At 41.6% G+C, this 21,558-nt stretch carries 19 protein-coding genes; 7 read left to right on the forward strand and 12 right to left on the reverse strand.

Annotated features, from left to right (window positions below; all coding sequences use genetic code 11):
• Window positions 1-13: 13 nt before the first annotated feature.
• The 3 genes from G337_RS0109230 to G337_RS0109250 form a co-directional block, all read right to left on the reverse strand.
• Window positions 14-907, reverse strand: coding sequence for a hypothetical protein (locus tag G337_RS0109230; protein WP_211235794.1), 894 nt, complete (start codon window positions 905-907; stop codon window positions 14-16).
• A 632-nt stretch (window positions 908-1,539) separates the two neighbouring features.
• Entirely contained in the window at window positions 1,540-1,977 is a 438-nt protein-coding gene (locus tag G337_RS0109240) for a hypothetical protein (protein ID WP_028863632.1), read from the reverse strand.
• A 556-nt stretch (window positions 1,978-2,533) separates the two neighbouring features.
• Entirely contained in the window at window positions 2,534-3,154 is a 621-nt protein-coding gene (locus tag G337_RS0109250; protein WP_028863633.1) for a DUF4082 domain-containing protein, read from the reverse strand.
• Between the two features lie 289 nt (window positions 3,155-3,443).
• Here G337_RS0109250 and G337_RS0109255 point away from each other — a divergent pair, with 289 nt between their 5' ends.
• Window positions 3,444-4,244 carry a Cof-type HAD-IIB family hydrolase gene (locus G337_RS0109255; protein WP_028863634.1) on the forward strand — a complete coding sequence of 267 codons (801 nt, stop codon included), beginning with the start codon at window positions 3,444-3,446 and terminating at the stop codon, window positions 4,242-4,244.
• 39 nt (window positions 4,245-4,283) lie between these two features.
• Here G337_RS0109255 and G337_RS0109260 read toward each other — a convergent pair whose 3' ends face one another.
• Window positions 4,284-4,829, reverse strand: coding sequence for an acyloxyacyl hydrolase (locus tag G337_RS0109260; protein WP_028863635.1), 546 nt, complete (start codon window positions 4,827-4,829; stop codon window positions 4,284-4,286).
• A gap of 301 nt (window positions 4,830-5,130) precedes the next feature.
• On the opposite strand from G337_RS0109260, the gene G337_RS0109265 reads away from it, so the two are divergent.
• Window positions 5,131-5,850, forward strand: a complete 720-nt coding sequence (locus G337_RS0109265) for a hypothetical protein (protein ID WP_211235795.1) — start codon at window positions 5,131-5,133, stop codon at window positions 5,848-5,850.
• A gap of 32 nt (window positions 5,851-5,882) precedes the next feature.
• Here G337_RS0109265 and G337_RS0109270 read toward each other — a convergent pair whose 3' ends face one another.
• Window positions 5,883-6,383, reverse strand: coding sequence for a GNAT family N-acetyltransferase (locus G337_RS0109270; protein WP_028863637.1), 501 nt, complete (start codon window positions 6,381-6,383; stop codon window positions 5,883-5,885).
• A gap of 170 nt (window positions 6,384-6,553) precedes the next feature.
• On the opposite strand from G337_RS0109270, the gene G337_RS0109275 reads away from it, so the two are divergent.
• The 3 genes from G337_RS0109275 (at window position 6,554) to G337_RS0109285 (ending at window position 9,379) form a co-directional block, all read left to right on the forward strand.
• Entirely contained in the window at window positions 6,554-7,858 is a 1,305-nt protein-coding gene (locus tag G337_RS0109275) for a rhodanese-like domain-containing protein (RefSeq protein ID WP_028863638.1), read from the forward strand.
• Between the two features lie 85 nt (window positions 7,859-7,943).
• Window positions 7,944-8,843 (forward strand): LysR family transcriptional regulator, encoded by a 900-nt coding sequence (locus G337_RS0109280; protein ID WP_028863639.1) that lies wholly within the window; start codon window positions 7,944-7,946, stop codon window positions 8,841-8,843.
• A gap of 200 nt (window positions 8,844-9,043) precedes the next feature.
• Window positions 9,044-9,379, forward strand: a complete 336-nt coding sequence (locus G337_RS0109285) for a hypothetical protein (RefSeq protein WP_028863640.1) — start codon at window positions 9,044-9,046, stop codon at window positions 9,377-9,379.
• Window positions 9,380-9,523: 144 nt separating this feature from the next.
• Here the strand turns inward: G337_RS0109285 and G337_RS0109290 are convergent, their stop codons facing one another.
• The 4 genes from G337_RS0109290 to G337_RS25950 form a co-directional block, all read right to left on the reverse strand.
• Complete coding sequence (locus G337_RS0109290; protein WP_028863641.1) at window positions 9,524-10,231, reverse strand: PilZ domain-containing protein; 708 nt, start codon at window positions 10,229-10,231, stop codon at window positions 9,524-9,526.
• A 194-nt stretch (window positions 10,232-10,425) separates the two neighbouring features.
• On the reverse strand, window positions 10,426-11,238 hold the full coding sequence (locus G337_RS0109295) for a substrate-binding periplasmic protein (RefSeq protein ID WP_028863642.1): 813 nt from the start codon (window positions 11,236-11,238) through the stop codon (window positions 10,426-10,428).
• A 323-nt stretch (window positions 11,239-11,561) separates the two neighbouring features.
• On the reverse strand, window positions 11,562-12,917 hold the full coding sequence (locus G337_RS25945; RefSeq protein ID WP_084605323.1) for a diguanylate cyclase domain-containing protein: 1,356 nt from the start codon (window positions 12,915-12,917) through the stop codon (window positions 11,562-11,564).
• 122 nt (window positions 12,918-13,039) lie between these two features.
• On the reverse strand, window positions 13,040-14,656 hold the full coding sequence (locus G337_RS25950) for a methyl-accepting chemotaxis protein (RefSeq protein ID WP_051303102.1): 1,617 nt from the start codon (window positions 14,654-14,656) through the stop codon (window positions 13,040-13,042).
• A gap of 555 nt (window positions 14,657-15,211) precedes the next feature.
• Between G337_RS25950 and G337_RS27655 the strand changes: the two genes are divergently transcribed.
• Entirely contained in the window at window positions 15,212-17,101 is a 1,890-nt protein-coding gene (locus G337_RS27655; RefSeq protein ID WP_051303103.1) for a sensor domain-containing diguanylate cyclase, read from the forward strand.
• Between the two features lie 55 nt (window positions 17,102-17,156).
• Here G337_RS27655 and cydC read toward each other — a convergent pair whose 3' ends face one another.
• From cydC to G337_RS0109325, 3 genes are all read right to left on the reverse strand, one after another.
• Window positions 17,157-18,935: a heme ABC transporter ATP-binding protein/permease CydC gene (gene cydC, locus G337_RS0109315; protein WP_028863644.1), complete on the reverse strand. Its 1,779-nt coding sequence runs from the start codon at window positions 18,933-18,935 to the stop codon at window positions 17,157-17,159.
• On the reverse strand, window positions 18,935-20,752 hold the full coding sequence (cydD, locus tag G337_RS0109320; protein ID WP_028863645.1) for a heme ABC transporter permease/ATP-binding protein CydD: 1,818 nt from the start codon (window positions 20,750-20,752) through the stop codon (window positions 18,935-18,937). The genes cydC and cydD overlap by 1 nt, the downstream gene beginning before the upstream one ends.
• A 215-nt stretch (window positions 20,753-20,967) precedes the next feature.
• Complete coding sequence (locus tag G337_RS0109325) at window positions 20,968-21,198, reverse strand: DUF6429 family protein (RefSeq protein ID WP_028863646.1); 231 nt, start codon at window positions 21,196-21,198, stop codon at window positions 20,968-20,970.
• Window positions 21,199-21,283: 85 nt separating this feature from the next.
• Here G337_RS0109325 and G337_RS0109330 point away from each other — a divergent pair.
• On the forward strand, window positions 21,284-21,558 hold a 275-nt coding region (locus tag G337_RS0109330; protein WP_028863647.1), incomplete at its 3' end, for an IS3 family transposase.

Below are 21,558 nucleotides of genomic sequence, written 5' to 3' on the forward strand. Positions count from 1 at the left end.
CGCTTTTAATAAATTATTTAATTGAAGCAAGTTTAGCAGCAATCACTTTTGCCTGATCTATACCGTGCTGCTTTAACGCATTGACATAATCGACATCATGAAATGATCCGCTCACACAACCAGACTGCTCAATAACGGTACTTTCGTTAAAGTCAGCGCGTGTATCAGCAATTTTTTCCCCTTTGTTATTAAACATTGCAAAGTGGAACGCTGATTTAGTAATGCAGGATCCGCCCGTAAAAATACTTTTAGCGTCCGTTGCAAAACCAGTATCATTCATCACGATCACGGCATCCACATTAAGCGCTTTACTGACATTGGCAGCCCATTGTTTAAAAGGTTCATGTTGGTAATAACCCACTGATGTCGTGTGATTATACGGCAGGCCAAGTTCAACATAGTTTGCAGGAGCCTGCGCGGCACGGGCAGAGCTTCTTTCAATTTTTATAATCTGATCCTGCAGCAGTCGCGCAGAAAGATTCTGATACTCGCTGTTTGACGCAACTTCAACAGGTGTAATAAAATTCCAGCCGTTTATTCTATGCAGTTCAGAAACAAACTCCGGCAGGGCAATATTAGCGGCTTCCTGTCCAGATATCTGTTTTTTAATATGCGACTCTGAATCTAGAAAATCCGTGGTCTTTTTCGCTACACCGCCCAGTAAATCACCGGCAAAGCTAAGCATATTCATATCAGGAGAACTACCGTCCTGACTGATATCTTTGGCATCAAGTTCATTGCTTACAATATCAACCGGTACGGAATAGATAACAACCGCAGCCGTTTTTACCTGATTATATTCTTCTCTGTTTAAATAATCAGTACTACATCCTGATAAAGCAACTGTGCTTAATCCTGCGAAACCAAAAATTACCTTTTTCATCGAGTTAACATTAAATTTTAACATCTGTTTTCCTGCTTTTATGAACATTATATTATTTTATTTTCAATGCCTTATCGGATGATTTTTTCTCTGAAAAAGCAAAGTAGGCGCATTATCAAGGCAACGGAGAAAAAAGTAATATCAAGAAGTATGAATAAAGGTGAATAAAGGTGAATAAGTGGTAAGCCATTGAATAAAAGGTAAAAACAGACAGTTGTATCTATCAAACAGAAATATAACAAAATTCGAAAGCAGCACAACTGTAGATACGCACAACGACTGGCCCCGTACAGATATTATGTACAGCAGCACCTATCACGCGGCCGTAAGGTAAATCAGCCACAGCTTAATTCTAAAACCGCGGTCAATATTAACTGCTCACTACAGATTCGAATCTTGAAAGTAAAAGGGGTTTAAAGGTATTCAATCATTATTGATTATGTTTCAATGCAGTCAGCATGTTGGGTGATAACGGACAAAATCAGAACGGAAGTCATTAATAAACATATACTGTGCTGCTGCTTCAGAAACTGTAATAAAATCCTGAAGTACATATTTATCATCCAGCAGTTCACTATCACCGTAAGTAACAGCAGCACGGGTGCCCTCACCGTTAACTGCTGTACAGATTCTCTACTCAGCTTTTATTATCAAGACTACTGCGCAATCTTAACCACGGTACCAACCAGAGCAACACCGGCAATAAAAGTCCCAGCCCCACACTGAAAGCTCTCATTACTTGAGGTCAGGTTATTTTTATATACAGACTTAATATTTATAACTGCATTACCGCCTTCCTTAATCGCTCTTTCCTGCAGGGAAATCATTGCAGATAAGAATACCCACTCACATGCCTGTTTATCTGACTTGTTGAACGCATTGGTTTTTTTATTGCTTTTAAATTCCCCGAAAGTAGTTAACACCGGACCATGCGGCTGCTCTCCGAAATAAAAAGCAACCTGACCGCCTAATACCTGTTTGGCTTTCTGCTGCGACAATGCATCATCAAGAGAGTAAGTTTCAATAGTGTCTCTGGCAAAGGCAGACGGAAGAATCAGGATATTTAACATGATAATTAGTAGAAGATTTTTCATTACTGGTATTTCTCTGTTTCGAATGTTTAAACTGAAGCTTACAAAGGTATCGTATACATTTATAAACAACTTAAGGTAAAAAGAAAAGTCTGCGCCGTTTATAAATAACAGAACGGCTATTACAAGCTCCTCTGTCCACTATATGCACTAACACACTGCGCATCCAGTGTCATTTTACTGCATTATATAGCTATGAAATAAAAAGTAATATCAAGAACTATGAAGAAAGGTGAATACTATCTAACATATTGAAAATATGGAACAATATATAGTTATTATCAATATTTATAAAGAAAAATCTAAAGCAACAATACCATTCTGGATAAGCAGCCAGTTAATTTAGTCACAGCAAAACAGTCTAGTTATATCGTGTGCTTCTTCATTACGATCTTATAAGATCCGGCTTTTCATCAGGCGAGTGAGAGAGCTCAGAATTTTTCTGAAAGCAAAAGCCTGGTTTTACAAAGAGGTTATATACTGTTTTTTTATATGTAAAAAAAACCGACAGGCACAAAAAACCCCAGCACTCTGGGGTTTTTATAATAAATACAGTGAATTACGCTTTAAATAGTTTTCTTTTCCTCAAAAAACCAAGTACCACAAGGCCGAAACCTAAAATGGCGACTGCTGCAGGCTCTGCAACTCCTGTACCTGCAAACCTTACATTACCGCCGAAAAATGCATCATAACCAGGGCTGAATTCATCAGACGGATATTGAAATATGCTGCCTCTTTTTTCTCTTGGATCCAGATAAGTTAACACATTAGTGATTATCTGATTACCATTACGGTTAAATGTATACTCCATGCCTCTGCCGTGTGAACCGACAACATAACTGCCCGGAGTAAGCAGATAATTAAAGTTCATAAAATTCCAGGTACCATGCCCGGTGCCGGTGGCGAAAGAGCTGACGGCAGAGTTAGTATCAACAGATCCTAACAGGGTGCCGCTGGTGTCCCATAGGCCAACGGTTGTATGATTATACGCACCGTTGTAGTCCCAGAATCCCAAGCCGTCAACCTGAGCATTACTGGAAACAGAAAACTCATACCCCAGTGCCCAGGTATCACTATGACTAGTAACCCAGTTGTTAGGATTTGAAAAATCAACCCCTAATAAGCTCGCATTTGCCGTACCTGCCAGGCATAGAACTAATATACAAAGTAGTTTTTTCATTTCTCTGCTCCTTAATTAATTGAATCTATACAGCTAATAAAGCACTATTCATACCATTAATATAACCACATATTATGCAAGCCTTTATTTTGTGCTTTGAAAATTAATTAATAAAAACTGTAAAGGCTATCGACAGATAAATTCAGGCTTAGAAGAAATTTTACTCAACCAGCCTGGCTGCTGAGCTTTCTAATTTTGCGGTGCAAAATAATAAAAACAGCCTGCTAATAAACAGATCAATTATGTTATGCTTAACACTCCTTTCTTCCCCTTCCAGCCGAGAATTTTTATGTACAAAATTGCAGCATCCGACTTAGACGGCACCTTACTGTCATCAGATCACAAAATCCTTCCTTTCACCAAAAAAGTATTAATCCAACTGCACGAGCAGGGTAAAGAGTTTATTTTTGCCACAGGCCGCCATCATATTGATGTCGCGCAGATGCGCGAACAACTAGGCATTCCCGCTTTTATGATCACCGCAAACGGTGCCTGTGTTCATAACAGCCAGAACGATATTATTTTCCAGCAGCATGTACAGCAGGATATCATTGCCGACATTATTAATATGGTTAAAAAAGACCATGATATAATTATTAACCTCTATCGTAACGATGACTGGCTGGTTAATAAAGAAGACACTAAGACAGATTTTAATCATGAAAATTTTACTTACAGCTTCTTTGATATTGATAATCCGCCGCTAGAAGATATTGCCAAAATATTTTTAACCCGCGAAGACCAGGATCATGACAAACTCGTTATATGGGAAAATAAAATTAAGGCTAAATTTGCCGACAGAGCTAATATCGCTTTTTCCTCACCTTCCTGTCTGGAAATCATGGATGCCGGTGTTTCAAAGGGCCATGCCCTTGATGCCGTTGCTAAAATGAAAGGTTATCAGCTGAAAGACTGTATTGCTTTTGGCGACGGCATGAATGATTATGAAATGCTCTCTATGGCAGGTAAGGGAATTGTTATGGGAACTGCACACCATAAAGTTAAAACAGCACTGCCCAACCATGAAGTTATCGGCAGCAGTGATGATCAGGCCGTTGCACACTATCTGGTCAAACATCTGCTGGACTAAAATATTATGCCCCGGGAGAGCTGTTTCTCCCGGGTTTTGTCAGAATTGATAACCGACTCTTAAACCTAATGTATCCATTCCCTGATTGGTATGGTTAGTGCCGCCGTTAGAAATATGATCAAAATAGAGTGATAATGAATAGCGTGGAGTGACACTGCAGCCGATTTCTAAGGGTAAATGAGTAAGAAACCTCGAGCCCAGAGACTTCATATCACTTTCTTCCGGGTGTGTCTCTTCGTTATGCACAGCAATTCCCAGCCCTATACTGTTAAAACAAGAATGACCGATATTAAACTTCCACAATGCATCGACATAGAGTTTTGTTGTGCCTCCGTGACTGTTGATTGAGGCCCCAACTGCGGGTTGAATAACACCACCCAGTAAGCGTGCGAAAGGTGGAAAAAGACCTTCAATATTAATATCAACACCCTGCTCCCTTTTAGTGTCACTCCAGAATCCCTTTACATCATGAGCAAGCAGTCCAAATTTTAATTCATCATACAGCATATCTGATAACTCCTGCGCCGAACTAAAGCAAGGTGAAAACAACAGAATAAATACTATGAAAATTTTTTTAAACTCCATGCTTTTCTGCTCCTTGTTATAACAGCCCTTGCAAGTATCATGTTTTGCCGGTTTAACTACCTGTAATAATAGCCTTTAACCGGACAAAGCGCTGAACTTATAAGCGCTTTGCCGCATCTATGCTGTTTTTGTAATGCCGGAAAAACAACAGCTTTAATGTGAAAGCGCCCATTGTCCTCACCTGCTTTTAGATATACAGATTACACATATCACGAATACTTATTCATCATTATCTTAATCACCCCTGCTTTTTTATTATTGTTTAAAGACAGCCGTCCAAATTTATAATAAGAAGGTTTCTATGAGAATAATAATCAAATACCTGCTCTGCTTGCCCCTATTACCATTAGCAGCACTGCCTTGTGTATCAGCATCTGAAAAACCGGACGCCCCTGATATGAGTGATCCCACAGCAGTTTATACCTCTGCGGGAATGGGCTACGGAACTGAAGGTTATAACCTGAAATTAGGGCTGCAGTTACCTGATTCCGGCGACGGTCAGGCGCATATGATTTCACTTGAAGCAAAAGAAGGCGGCGATACTTTTCGCGGACGTTATTTTAAAGTTGATACCACGACGGGTTTTGCCGGCAGTCTGGATGCAGGTTACAACAAAGACACTGCTATGACACATATTTCCGCCGGGGTTTTACAAACAGTTCCTTTATCGGAACGTTTTACTATCTATCCGGGGTTATATCTCGGTGGATTAATCGGCGATCAGAAGAATATTGAAACAGGTACAACAACGGGTGTGGACCTTGCGGCACTTACCACAACGGTGCAGATTTACTCAAAGTTTCAGGTTAACAATAAAATCTGGATCAATGTAAATCCAGCATATACCACAAGCCTGTACGGCATAAAAACTAATACCTTCGATTTAGAAGCTTCAGTTGGTTACCAGATTACACCTAGGTTAAATACACGTATTTTCCACAATAACAACGTTGGTGTGGGTAATTATAATGAAGACAGCTATGAAAGTGTCACGCGTATGGAGTTCAACTACGCTTTTTAATAAACATAATTGAGCCTCTTACTGTAAAAAATCTAAATTTCAATCTGCAGTACAACATTATTTTGTGAGCCAGACAGGCGTTTATCAGGTGCTTTGCAGGTATCAATAATTTTAAAACCTGCTTTTCTCATCATGCCCGCTGATGCCAGGTTCTCTTCATGCCTTTCTATCAGGACTTTTGTGCATCCCTTTTTCTCGGCCTCTTTAATACACATTTTTAATAAGTTTGCGGCAATGCCTTTACCGGAAAATTTTTTTGCAACGACTACTTCAGCAACAAAGCAGATACTCTTTAAATCACAGTATTTTTCTAAATAAGAGGGACTGCTGCTGCCGTCAGTCAGTAATGACAAGCCGACAATCTTATTTGCATGCACAGCGATTAAAGCAGCAGCCGTCCCCTTTTCCATTAAAGAAAATGTTTCATTAACTCCCTGCTCTGGTAAATAATTCCATTCATTAGGTCCGTGCTTCCAAAGCAGCGCTTTCAGTTCAGGCATTTCATCATTTTGTGCTTTTCTGTAATGGATCATTTTAATAAACTCACTTTAATTAAAACTGCAGCGGAATTCAGCTTAAACTGCTCCCTCACTATTAGCGTAAAAAGAGCTGCATATCCAAGCTGGATTCTTTCATATATACTTAATATTTGTTTTCTACTATCCAGGCCTGCAGCTCAAGCCTGTTGTTTTTTGGCTTGTTAATGTCTTATCTGCTTAAAACCCCAGCGCCTGTCAGCGCTTTTGCCTGCATTTCATCCGGCGCGGCAACATTCGATAATATATCAGCACAATACCTGATAAACGGTCAGTTGTCAGATAAGGTCCAGGTTATTGACTGTCGTTCAAGCAATCACTATAACGGCTGGCCGCAGAATAACGGCAGCAGCGGCGGACACTTTCCCGGCGCAGTTAATATTGACAGTCAGTGGCTTACAGACATTGATCAGAAACAGCTGCAGCAGTTACTCAGCGATAAACAGCTGCAAAAAGATAAACCAACTTTTCTTTACTGCGACGATAATGCAAGTTTGTCACTTAGTATCGCTTTAAAAAAACAGGGGTTTGCAAAAGTCAGCATAATTACCCAGCCCTTAAGCCAGGCGGCTGAAAAATTAATTATCCAGCCCAATTTTAAACAGCTTGTCTCAGCTCAATGGCTTCGAGATGTTATCAATAACAACAAGCCTTTATACGGGCCGAAAAAAGACTATAAACTGATTGAAGTGCACTGGGGCCCGGCGGCGAAATATCTTGCTTCTCATATCCCCGGCGCGCAGTATTTAAATACTAATGATATTGAGTCACAGCCGTGGTGGAATCGAGTCTGCGATCAAAAAATTGCTGAGCTGTTGAAAAATTACGGCATCCGTTACGACACAACAGTTATTTTATACGGTCGGAATAATATGGCGGCTGCACGGGCTGCAAATATTATGATGTATGCCGGTGTTGATGATGTGCGCCTGCTAAACGGCGGCTGGCAAGCCTGGCTCGATGCAGGATATGCACCAGCCCCCCTGTGCGGTTCAAATAAAAAACAGATTGAGTTCGGCAGGAAAATTCCAGCTAATCCGCACTATATTATTGATGTTCCACAGGCCAGAGCATTATTGAGTAAAGATCCGCATCTGCATTCACTGGTTAGTATTCGTACATTCGAAGAGTATACCGGTAAAATAAGCGGTTACGATTATATTAAACCCAAAGGCCGCATTGCCGGTTCTAAATGGGGACATGCGGGTACGAACTCCAATAATGCGGCCGATTTTCTAAACCCTGACGGCACAATGAAAAGTGCGTCTGAAATCAAAGATCTGTGGAAGAGCTGGAATATAAACCCAAACCAGAAAGTCGCGTTTTACTGCGGCACGGGCTGGCGGGCATCTGAGGTTTTCTTTTACTGCCATGTGATGGGCTGGAAAGATATCAGTGTATTTGACGGCGGCTGGTACGAATGGAGCGCTGATAAAAACAACCCTACTGACAGCGGCTGCATAAGCAAATAACAAAACATATATCTATCTCACACATAGATATATCTAAAGTGTAATGTATAGTATACATACTGTTATATTATATTTTGGAGTAAGGATGCAGCATAAATTCGACTTTAATTTATTAGTAATTTTTCTTGAAGTATACGAGCTGCGCTCAATAACGCAGGCGGCAGAGTCTTTGGGCCTAACTCAGCCAGGTGTCAGCGGCTCTCTAAAACGTCTGCAGAAGGTTCTAAATACAGAACTGTTTATTCGCGAAGGGCGAGGTATTTCTCCCACCAATGCGGCTGTTCAGCTAGCCGCTCAGGTATCACCAGCCTATAACATGATAAATAGTGCCTTAAGTAATATCACTGGATTTGATATACAAACACCGCGTACATTTTTAATTTATGTAAACGAAGCGATAATGGATATATTACAACCCCTGGTTGAAAAAGATCCTGAAATGGGAAACTGCAGTATCGAATTCCACCTAACTCCAGGCAATGAAGAGCAGCTGTTACATCAATTAAGTTTACAAAAGGCAGATCTCGCAATTGATATAGGGAAACTAAACAATATGTCCTATAGCAACCAGTTATTTTATCGAGAAGGCATAACCTTGATCTGCCGTAAAGATCACCCGCGAATTTCTGGTGAGATCGACCAGCAGGCTTATTATCAGGAAAAACATATCACCAGTAAAGTACGCCGTTCTGAATTATATGCGTTAGATTATTTCACTGAAGAAGTTATTCAGCCGCGAAAAATCAGTTGTGAAAGTAATTCGCTGTTAAGTTTGATGGCACTTGTTTCTGAAAGCGACTGTATCAGTTTGACCTGTAACTCTATGGCTGACAAATATGCTGAAAGATTTGCACTGCAGAGAGTGAAACCTCCCTTCACAACAAAACCGGTACTACATAACATGCTCTGGCATAAGCGTAATGAATATAATCCCGCACATATTTGGCTAAGAGATAAACTAAACTCATTAATCCGCTCGATATAAAGTTTTAATAGAAGCTAATAAATCTCATCATTTTTCCTATTCGACACTGTCGTTTCTGTAAAGATGTTTTTTTTGACCAGACAGCTGCTAGACTGTATAAAAATTCAAGGTTATAGTCATTTTCGGTGGTTCTACGGCTAAAAATACGCAGGCTGTATTATCTAAAAATCACTTAATAATTGATATAAAAGGACAGTAAGATGAAAACATTCGCCATAGCAGCTGTGCTCCTTTCCCTCACAGCTTGTTCGTCAGTCCCAGATACCTGGGAAGATATGTCTGAACGTGATATTGCAGCCTGGAAAAATATCGGTTTTAATGCAGAACAGGCACAAACTTGGTACAGCAGCGGATTTACTGCGGAACAATCCGGCCGCTGGTCTAGCGCAGGATTCAATGTTGAAAATGCTGTCAGCTGGAAAGAGCAGTCTTTCAACGCTGCAGAAGCTGAAAGCTGGAAAACAAACGGCTTTGATATCGAAAGTGCAGTTGAATTCAGAGACCAGGGACTCACTCCGGTAAAAAAGAATAACTAACCACAGCAGCTCATACTAAAAGGCACGTTACCGCGTGCCTGCTTTATGTCACTCTTAACTTATAATAACCAGTTGTATTTGGTAAATTACATTAAAGGTCGTTATTGCTGTTATCAGAAAAGTCTATTAAATAAACAACTGTTTTTAATGAGAGAGGTTATAAAAAATTGTTTTTTTTATGAAATCTATGGTTGTCTGATCTTTCTGAGTAAAAACAAAACCATACTGCTTCTGCTCTGTATGAATACTTATATCAGTAATGTTTTTAACTGTTACCTGAATATTAAACTTTTCATTCTCGTTCTTACTCTCTGTGTCTAAGTTGTATTTATTTTCACTAAGTTGAATGCAAAGCTGATAACTGTCTCCAACAACACAGCCTGCAATGAAATCCCCAGTAAATGCACAGCCTTTAATCGAAATATCGTTCAAATAACCAGTACTGACAGGTTTTGTAGACTTTTCATGATAAATCGTACAGTCATGGCGGATAGGATAGCGCACATTCTGGCGTAGACAGACTTTTTCAATTTGTTTCGGATAGTCCATAACTAACCAGTTCCCGGCAATACTCATGATCTTTTGTATATTGCATCGAAAAGCAAAAATATTTGCTTCGGACTCCTCGCTGTTTAGTAAACGAATAATTACAACTTGTCCTTCGCGAATGAAATTCTTGGCAGTGAGCCAGTCATCATCGTTATGCATAGCTAAAATAACGGACATAAAGGGATCAACACCAATCAGTCGAGACTTTAATCGAATGGGTTGCGTCGGTGTTAAAATTTGCAGATACACTTCGGTTTTACAGCGCATTGTATTAAGGCAGTCAAAATCACTATTTTCAATCATATAAGCTCCATTAACTGTTTATCAAAAGATAGTCTAACTACAGATAATTGATGGAGTTATTTCTGAATAACATAATGTAGATAAGGTTTTAGTATTTTAAATACCGCTCAAGCTTCCATGCAGCAGAAGTAACCCGCATTTACTAAGGCCTTTGTGCTGACTGTATAAGGAAATAATCACAACTGTTTAGAGAGTTATTTCAACTTTGCAAGATACTGCCGCATTATCTGCGCAAGCTCCCCGGAACTTTCCATTTCACTGATACCGGAATCTATAAGCACCTTTAACTCTTCTGCGAATTCATAGTTCCTGGAAATCCCCATATGAAAGCGGGTAGGCTGTATACCGGGAATAGGCTTGTAGCCAAGTTCAATACCGGAGAAAAATTCCTCATTCAATAATTTATAACCCGCTAATACTTCGTAGCGGGCGAGAAAAGTATCACAGTGGCCGATCTTTAATAACTGCAGCAGTTTTTCGAAGCTGTGCGCGGTTCTTGAAACGTCATTATTAGCGACACCATAACCCGTATAGTTTGAGCCGAAACGGCCGCATACAACCCCGGCTTCAAGGAGATCCGCAGCTGACTCAATGTTTATACCGTTTGGATAGTGCTTTTTTGAATAGAAAAAATATGCCTTGGTGGTAAATAGATGCCTTGTCAAAATGTACTCAGAATCCCGCTCCTCTGTGTAGATCATATTAAAAGCAACTTGAACACCATGATGATGCTTTACATTCTGCAGACAGCGTTTCCATGGAAGAAAAACAAACAGCGCCTGTATTTTGTGTTCAGCTAGTATCTTTTTGATAACTTCGGTATTAAATCCACGTGCCTGAGTCAGGCCTGAACGGCTGTCATTTTCCGCCCATATATAGGGTGGAAAGCCGTCATTGTCTTCACAAAAAGTGATGCGCTGCCCTTCCATCACTGAATCAGCAGCTTGTACCGGGCTGATTAATGAAAACAGCATTAACCCGGAAACAACCATAAACCCGATATTCATAACAACGCGCCTTAAGTAATGCCATACGCATTAATTGTAGAGGCGAAATCCAATAAATACACATTCTGAAGTGCCGCGGCTAACTATCTGCATATTTAAAAACTGCCCCTATGTGATGCACGCCGGAATAGCGATCCTGATAATCTTCTGCATAATCAAGAGCCTAATGCATTACCAAAAATGTTGATCTTAATTACACTGTTTGATCATGAGTTTAAAGACAGTTTAGAAGCTTATAAGTGCGCCAAACGCTATCACCAAGATAAGCTTGTACAATGTCGAGAGGAACTATTCAATAGCAAAAACAGGCTGATCCAGATGCTCTATTTTTTTGTATGTTTATCAAAGGGGTAAAAACAATAATCATTTTTGCCGTTTTTCTTAACATGATACATTGCACCGTCTGCATGTTTTAGCAAGCGTTCTAAATCAGAATTTTTCTGTGACGAAATTGAAATGCCGATACTTACTCCTACATTTATTTCTTCTTTGCCAATTATAAACGGAGCAGCCATTATTTTGATGACTTTCTGGGCGACAAGCTCGACATCTTGTTTATTATGTACGGGAGATAATGCAACTGCAAATTCGTCACCTCCAAATCTTGACGCTGTATCTGTTTTTCTTATACAAGATAACAGCCTTTCGGATACCAGCTGTAATAACAGATCACCGCTTTGGTGACCGTAACTGTCGTTTACAGCTTTGAATTCATCTAAATCTAGAAATAATATTCCAACTCTTGAGTTATTTCGCTGAGCAGCTGCTAAAGCGACAGACAACCTGTCCAGAAATAAAAAACGATTAGGTAATTTCGATAAATTATCATGTGTGGCGGCATATAAAACTTTATCTTCGGCTTGTTTACGGTCTGTTATATCTACAGCTATCTCTATTCTTACCAGGCGGTTATCTATCCAGTGAATAACCTGGTCTCGGCATTGATACCAGCGGTTATTCTTTGTATTTTGAAACTCCCATACATAGACACCTGTCGGTTTATTGTCCTTTACTAAATGGGGATTTGAACAAAATTCGCAAGGTGCTGACTGCCCCTTTTGTAATATCTGCCAGCATTTTTTTCCCGAGAAATTGGTTTCCCCGAAGAGGTTTTGGGTATATTCGTTCATGAAAATCATATCGTAATTATGAAAATCCGATACATAAACAATTGAGTCTAAACTATTTAGAACCTTCGACAAGGTGTCATGAGATTTAGATAACCGTCTGGCGTAGAATTCTAGTTTATTTTTAATACATTCTTTTTCTCTTTCCTCCTCATTACGCTCAGTAACATCGTGAATAATTGAGTGTAAAGCGCCCTCTCCTTTAACAGTTATCGGGTTGCTATATACTTCAACATCTCTAATCTCACCGTTAGCGAGTTTATGCTTAAAGTTAAAATAAACTTGTTGATTATTCTGTACTTTACGCATTTCATTGCGCACACAATTATCAGACAAGGTATTAATATCCATAATATTCATAGAGGTTATTATATCGTAACTATAACCATAATAACCGCAGGCTCTTTTATTGGCGTCCAGAATGGCACCACTGCCCGAGTGAATAATAAGCATCACAGAATGACTGTTGTTAAACAGATTTTCATACAAAGCACTGTCACTACCACCAGCAGACTCATTACCCATAATATTTATCGCCTGTTTTGCAAACATGCTGAAATTAAAGATAAATCAAAAAATCAAAATGAACAAGTTATGTTAATAGATCTACCCGGACGGCAAGATTTCACCTTTTCAGCATCGCCGCCCGGTGTGCATATCCCCCATGGCTGGTTCTAAAAATCTGCAACAGGTGTTTGCTGGGCCGGCGCCTGCTGCGGTTCAGGAACAGCTCCATTCAGCGCCTCACTTGACTGGGCTGCTGAACTTTTCTTGTCATCTCCTATCTGAAAATATTCCATCAAATGCTGCAGCTGAACGGCCTGACCGCTCATCTCTTCCGCCGTGGCGGCCAGTTCTTCAGATGCTGAAGCATTGAGCTGAATTGACTGATCAATCTGCCCGACTGCGGAGTTAATCTGCGATACACCACCAGCCTGCTCATTAGAAGTCGCCGCGATCTCCTGTATAAGATCCGCTGTACGTGAAATGCCGGGAACAATCTCATCAAGCAGGCTGCCTGCGCTTTCGGCAACAGCAACACTCTTAGAAGCCTGTTCACCAATTTCCTGGGATGCCTGCTGACTCCTCTCGGCTAATTTTCTTACTTCTGTAGCAACAACGGCAAAGCCTCTGCCATGCTCACCAGCCCGTGCAGCTTCGATGGCAGCGTTCAGCGCAAGCAGATTAGTCTGATAAGCGATATCTTCTATCATGGCTATCTTATCAGCAATACTGCGCATCGCCGTCACTGTGTTGGCCACTGCTTCCCCGCCTGACTGCCCCTGTTGAGCAGCCTTGCTGGCTATGCCGTCGGTAACCTTTGCATTATCCGCATTCTGATTAATCGACGATGATATCTGCTCAATAGCGGCACTGGTTTCTTCTACACTGGAAGCCTGCTCACAGGAAGACTGACTAAGACTCTGGGAGGTGGCGCTTATCTGTACAGAAGCGCTGGCCAGTGCGGAAGAGCCGGAGCGTACCTGAGTCACGATTTCAGACAATTTTGAGCTCATATTTGCCATAGCCCCGAGCAGTTCACCCACTTCGTCTTTCTGGCTGCTCTTTATTACAGCAGTGAGATCACCATCACCGAGCCTCTTGAGGTGGCCGATAGCGGTACGTATGGCAGAAACTATCTGCCGTGCGGTAGCAAAAGCGAAAAACAAAATAAATACCAGCACGCCGGCCATGGCCAGCAGTACCTTAGTGATAACCTCTGCTAAATTCATCTCCGCTTCAACATCGGCGAGGTACAAACCGCTGCCGATCACCCATCCCCAGGGCTCATAGTATTTGATATAAGACATCTTAGGCTCGTTGATGCCGTCCCGCTCCCAGACATAATCAACAAATCCCTCACCGTCAGACTTTGCAAGTTTGACCATCTCGGCAAAAAAGACTTTGCCGTTGGGATCTTTAAGCCGGGACAGATCTTGTCCGTTTAAGGAAGGCTTGAGCGGATGAGTGACCATGATATGCCGGTCATCATTGATCCAGAAATATTCGTTGCCTTTATAACGCAGAGCATTAACCTTATCGATAACCGCCTGCTGTGCAGCCTTCTTAGAGATACTGCCGGAAGCGGCAAGACTCGCCTGGTAGTTCATTTCCTGCTGAACCGTCGCCACCAGAGTGGTCAGCTCAATGCGTTTCTGCTCCCAGATCTTGGCTTCAAAAAGAGGCACCAGATAAAACAGTATACCCGCGCCTATCAGAGTGATAGTAGCGAGAGAGATACTCATGATCTTGTTAAATATTTTCCAATCTTTGAACTTCTTAAACATCATATCCACAATTCCTTGTTTTGCTTAGAGGTAGAGGTTTTTGTCGAAAAACTAATGATCGCTGTCTGTTGTTATCATGGCACTATTTTATCGCCTCTTTTCATTTCACGCTCAGAGCAGCAAAACGGAGCTTAGCAGCATCACCAGTCAATGTACTGTTAAATTGTCCGGCAGACATAACAAAACAGGCCCTAATAAAAACTATTCAAGAAATGGCGATAAATCAAACAGACACGTATAAAAAGATAAAAAATAGATGAAAAATGGGACACACAATGGATTTAACTTATTAACATGCTGCGGCTTAAAATACTCACTCCTTAACGGCTTCAATTTAATATATGAACTATATCGGTAAGCTTGTTTAGACGGAGCCAAAAACGACAAGAGCATACTGGCCGGAACAATTTAGTTTTCAAATATTCGACAGGTTTATATTTTCCCGGTAAGTTAGTAACAGCGTCCAGAATTACGCTTCTTTACTCTGTGCTATAATTTGTTACTAGATTAACTCACTGTATTTATACTGATAATTCCGCAACTAGGTTACTTTACTTGATGATAAAGCTGCAGCCGACTGCTTTTATAAAATTATGTTTTTTAGCATTAATCATTGCTGGCCTGATGTATGGGATTTATTATCTAAATCCTCCTCAAAGCACTTCTGTCCAGGTAGAGAAAGGTAAAATTGACATTTCGCAGATACTAAATGGGCATAACTCAATTGATTTAAATGGTGAGTGGTTATTCTTTTATAATGAATTCCTGTCCAGCGAGCAGATAAAATCCCGCCTTAATTCAAACCTTCATAAGCAGAGCTATATTGATGTTCCAAGTAACTGGAAACTTAATCAATTTGATCAACACGCGGATCCTACCGAGGGTTATGGTACTTATCACCTGCAGATTAAAACAGGAAAAGGAAAAACACCTCTTGCTGTTAAACTGCCGACGATTGGTATCGCTTACCGTATTTATCAGGATCAGAAACTACTCAGCACGGTAGGTAAAGCTGGCTCTTCTAAACAGCAGACACAAGGTGACTTCCAGCCGCAGATATTATTACTGGAAACAAGCAGTGAGCTGTTTACGCTGACCCTGCATGTAGCCAGTTATGAATATGGCTGGGGTGGAATTTGGTACCCGTTACAAATCGGCAGTGCGCAGACAATTATTCAAGAGCAGAAACTAAGTTCAATGAATAGTCTGTTTATATCCGGTTTTTTCTTTGCTGTTGCGATCTACAACCTGATTCTATTTTTTCTGCGTACATTAGATAAATTACCACTGATTTTTTCATTACTGTGTTTCATTCTTGGTTTACGCGAACTTGTTGTACAAGATGCTGTTATTTTGAACTATTTTAGCAGTTTAAATATTATTCAACTGATCATAATTGAATATACTTCATTTTTTCTGGCGGTCCCTTTAGCCTGCCATTTCTTTTATTTAACTTTTCCTCAGTTTTTTGACAAACGTATCCTTATCTCAAGTTACGTGATTTCATTACTGCTGACTATAGGCTTGTTAATCCGAGGGCTTGAAGGCAGTTATCTTACATTAGTGCTGATGCAGCTTATTACTCCGTTATTTATAACCTACATACTGTGCATCATGACCAAGGCCTATTTTTTTCAGCAGAAAGGGACCTCGATATTATTAGCAGGAACTTTTGCACTCGCTTTCTGCGCTGTTAACGATATTTTATATGCACAAGAATTTATTAACAGCGGCTACCTGGTCAGTTACGGCCTGCTGCTTTTTGTGATCAGCCAGAGTTATATGACAGGGTTAAACTTCACACAAGCTTTTCAACATAGTGAATCGCTTGCCGCTAAGCTGAAAAAACGTAACCTAATTCTCGAAGATTTAAGACTGTCACTGGAAAGTAAAGTTAAAGAACGAACTAACGAACTGGCAGAAGCAAACCTGCATTTACAAAAATTGGCCCATACAGACGCGCTGACCTCGGTCCTAAACCGCCATGGTATTCAGTCGATTATTGAAAATACACAGCAGCGCTTCAAACGCAGCGGTGAAGTTTATTCGATTGCCGTTATTGATTTAGATCACTTTAAAGAAGTTAATGATCAATTCGGCCATGATGCCGGAGATGAAGTACTGAAAAGATGTGCGCAGCTGATTAAAGTTAATATTCGTAAGCAGGATACTTTTGCCCGCTGGGGAGGTGAAGAATTTGTGATCCTGCTGCCCAATACAAATTTACCAGGGGCAATGACCTTAGCAGAGAAGATCCGCAAGGTGACTGCGCAGTCTGTTATGCAGTTTAACGGCTTGAAAATTCAAATCACCGCCACTATCGGAGTGAGTGAAATCCAGGTAAATGAAGGCTTTGAACAAGCCTTCAAACGTGCAGATCTGGCTTTATTTACAGCTAAAGATCAAGGACGAAACCAGGTAACAGCAGGTCTAACAGAAGATCAGTAGAACTTGATCTAAAGCTTTACCTACTGACGCTGTATTAAGTGCAGCGCAGTTAACACTAATTTAACTGCTGATACAGGCCGGCATAATAGTCATCTTCTGTCAGCAGGTCGGTATGCTTTCCCGATACCCGCAGCTGTCCATCCTCCATAAGATGAATCTTATCCATCTGCGCCATTGCAGTTAGTCTATGGCTTATCATCAACACACTTTTATCTTCAGCAAACTCAAATAACAAAGACAGGATCTCTCTTTCAGTACGTTTATCCAGCCCTTCGGTCGGCTCATCGAGTAATAACAGCGGCGCATCTCGAAGCAGGACTCTGGCAACACCGATACGGCGCTGTTCGCCGCCGGAAAGCTGTCTGCCCCCCTCTCCTATCCAGGCATCAAGCGGTGCTTTTCCCTGAGTTAGGGCCGATAATCCAACCTTTTCGAGCACTGCAATAAGGCGCTGATCATTAACTGTTTCAGCGGCTTTAGACTCAGCAGACGAAGCCGGCGGAGTAAACTCTTCCTGGGCCAGGATCAAATTACTTCTTAAGGTACCGCTGAACAGGTAAATACGCTGACTCACTAAAGAGATGCCGTCACTTAATGCGCGCTTACTATACTGTTCAATCTCAAGACCATCGAGCATCAGACTGCCGGAATCAGCCTGGCGCTCACGGCTAATTAAAGACAGTAAGCTGGATTTACCGCAGCCGGTTTGACCTAACAGCGCGACTTTCTCGCCGGGTTTAATGGACAGGTTAATGCCTTTGAGGACATTTTCCCCGCCGTCCTGGTAAGAGAATACAATATCCTTAAGCTGTAACTGCCCTTGAGTAACGCGCATTTCACTTTGATTATTAAAAACAATGTCCGGCTCCTGCTCAACTAACTCATTAATCCGCTCAGCTGCGGCAGTACAAGACGATAGATGTTGAAAAGCCCCCGCAATCGGCATTAACATTTCAATAGATGCCAGCACCATAAAAGTAATCAAGGCTAACATAGGCCCGGGAGGCTGATGCTCACCAATGCCGGATGCCGCAGTATAAAGAACAAGCACTACCACAAAGCCATGGCATAAAATCAGCGCCGCCTGACTAGATGCCGTAATATTTGCCATTGCCCGCTGACTGTCTAATAAATTCGCTTCGGATAACGCCAGTTTCGCCCGAAATCGTGCACTAGCACCAAACAGTGAAATTTCCGCCAGTCCCTGTACAAATTCCAGTACTTGTATGCGGTAAATACGCTTGCTTTCAAGCTGTCTTACTCCTGGTTTACGGCCAAGAAAATAGAAAATCCAAGGCAGTATTAACCATAGCAATAACAGGCTGCCGCACAGTATTAATGCTATATCAGCATCTATCCAGGCGACAAAAAAATACAAAGCGCCGAGCATTACTAATGCAGCAGACATTGGAGTCAGCAGCCTCAGATAAAGGTGATCTAAGGTATCAATATCAGCAACCAGTCGATTAAGCAGATCGCCATGACGCAGCCCCTGCATATTAGATGCGCTCAATGGAAGCACCTTACGCCAAGCCCAGCCCCGCAGCTGAGTCAGCAGCTTGAATGTTGCTTCATGGGTCGCTAAACGTTCGCCGTATCGACTCGCTGTTCTGAGAATAGACAGAAACCTCACCCCGCCGCCTGGGGTAAAATAGTTGAACGCCTGTGCTGTCGCCAGTGTTAAACCCGCCACGGCAGACGCTGATAAAAACCAGCCGGAAAGAGACAGTAAACCGATGCCTGCCATCAGGGTGCTGATACTAAGCACCAGACCAACAAACATCATCAGCCATTGCTGTTTAAACAGCTTAATAAAAGGTAATAAGGCTCTCATTAGTTAAGCTCCCTGTTTTCCAGTTCTAAATCAATAGATTGTTCATCTTCCTGCATCTCTTTAAACAGCCCCGGCATCTGTTTGAGCTGCTCAAAACTGCCCTGCTGCACGATCGCCCCTTTATCTAACACTAAAATACTATCCATCTGCGCTAATTGATCTAATCTATGGGTCACCATCAGACACGAAAACTGTGCCGTAGCTTCACGCAGCGCACTAAGCACCGCCTGCTCGCTGTGGCGATCTAAACTTGCAGTGGGCTCATCTAACAAAAAAAGAGAAGCATCCTGCCCTAGTGCCCGGGCCAGCGCGATCCGCTGCGCTTGACCAACGGAAACTCCTGATGTCTGCTCACCGATAGGATGCTGCAGGCCTAAAGACCGGGCATTAACAAAATCGAGTACCTTTGCTTTGGCTAACAAAGCCTTCACTGCATCGTCATCCATCTGTGGATCCGCCATCGCAACATTATCGCGCACTGTGCCGTGAAAAAGCAGCGGTTCCTGGCCCAGCCAGGCTAGATGAGAACGCCATTTCGGCATGTCTATTTCAATTAATTCCACACCATTAATTTTCAGTGATCCCTGATACGGCAGAAAACCTAATAAGCCATTGAGCAGACTACTTTTACCCGAGCCGCTCGGGCCGACGACAGCCATATGCTTGCCGTTATCGAGTTGAAAACTCAGCGGTCCCGCTAATGAAACTCCCGAATGACTGTTCACCGTAAAATCGTGAGCGGTAATCTCGATACCTGCATGCAGGTTTATCTCTTTTTTAGTTTCACTGCTGCTGGACAACTCAGTTTGAGAATCCGCATCAATCTCGTATTCCAGCAGCGCCGTCAACTCTTCAGCCGCACCAACTGCTTGTGCCTTGGCATGGTAATGTGTGCCCATGTCCCGTAAAGGCTGATAAAATTCAGGCGCAAGCATCAGTACAAACATGCCCGTAAAAAGACTGAATCCCTGTCCATAATCACCAAAATTTAGATGACCTAAAAAACTAAAACCAAAATAAATTGCCAGAACAGCGATAGACACAGCAGCAAAAAACTCCAGTACCGCCGAGCTTAAAAAGGCCATGCGCAGTACCGACATAGTTCTTAAACGAAACTCTTCAGAAGCCGATTCAATCTGCCTGCCTTCAGCTTCGCCTCGATTAAACAGCTTTAAGGTACTCATTCCTTTTAACCTGTCCATAAAATGACCGCTAAGTTTAGCCAGTGCGCTGAAGTTTTTACGGTTTGCATCAGCCGCGCCCATGCCCACTAAGATCATAAATATTGGAATAAGCGGCGCAGTGGCCAGTAAAATAAGAGCCGCAGTCCAGTTTAATGGAAATACAACAACCAGAATAGTTAGAGGAATAAAAGCAGCCAGCAGCATTTGCGGTAAATAGCGCGCATAGAAATCATGTAAGTCTTCAACTTGTTCAAGCACAATGCTCGCCCAGCTTCCCGCTGGTTTGCCCTTGATAAAAGCCGGACCTAGTTGACTGAGTTTATCGAGTACCGCACTGCGGATCTGCTGTCTAAGCCGTTTGCCGGCCTCAAAGCCGGCGCGTTCACGAGCAAACGCCAGCACTGCACGCAGCGGAATTAAGGTTAGTAATAACAAAAACTCATAGCTGAACTGGGATTTAGGGAGATTAAGAATGATGATGCCATGCAGTATTGTTGAGATAAGATATGCCTGAGCCACCAGGGAAAAGCCGGTTAATAAACCGAACAATACCGTTAAATTAAGATAAAAACCGCAGGCCTTTTTCTGCTTTTTCAGCCAAGCGCTCAGTTGTTTCTCTAGGGATTTGTCCATGCTGCTCCTGCGGGTAGTATTTGCTAATAAGTCACAAAAGTGTGATGTGACGCAGTATCGCAGGCATCGGTAACGAAATAAACTAACAAGCCGTAAATATTAATAAATTTACAAAGATCACAGTAATAAATGAATACTAATGCTCAACATTTAAACCAAAACTGACAATTGCCTATACTGACGCGAAGCGGCCAGCCGGCAGTTATAAGCCCAGCTTATTTATTTTGTGCGAAGAGTTTATTAAATAACTTCTCTGACTGCTTAAGCCCTTCATCGGTTAAAACAACAGATTTTGCCTTACCGACGGGATTACAAATCAATCCTTTATCGTACAGCCGGTTTGTTACTTCCCAGTCAATCTGTTTCCAGGCACGGCAGTTATCATGCAGTGTGAGATACATCAAAGCTAATGCAGCTTCGTCTATTTTATCTTCATCGATATCCATTATTAACTCCTAAATATTTGACGTGGTTTAATAGATTCACACACCCCAGTTAAGACATCATAATGAACTTAACGGGAGAAATAGAATGACAACACGTAAAAAATATTCGAAAGAATTTAAATTAGATGCAATATCACTCGTCAATGAACAAGGTTACAGTAATACTGAAGCCGCTAGAAATTTAGGTATTAGCCCAAGTTTAATTGGTAAATGGATCAGGGAAGCTGAAAAAGGTGACGGACTTGCTTTCAGAGGTAATGGTAAGTTAACGCCTGAACAGTTAGAAATTCGTCAGCTCAAAGAAGAAAATAGAAAGCTTAAGATGGAGCGCGAAATCCTAAAAAAAGCGACGGTCTTCTT

The sequence above is a fragment of the Psychromonas aquimarina ATCC BAA-1526 genome, assembly GCF_000428725.1.
GTDB lineage: Bacteria > Pseudomonadota > Gammaproteobacteria > Enterobacterales > Psychromonadaceae > Psychromonas > Psychromonas aquimarina.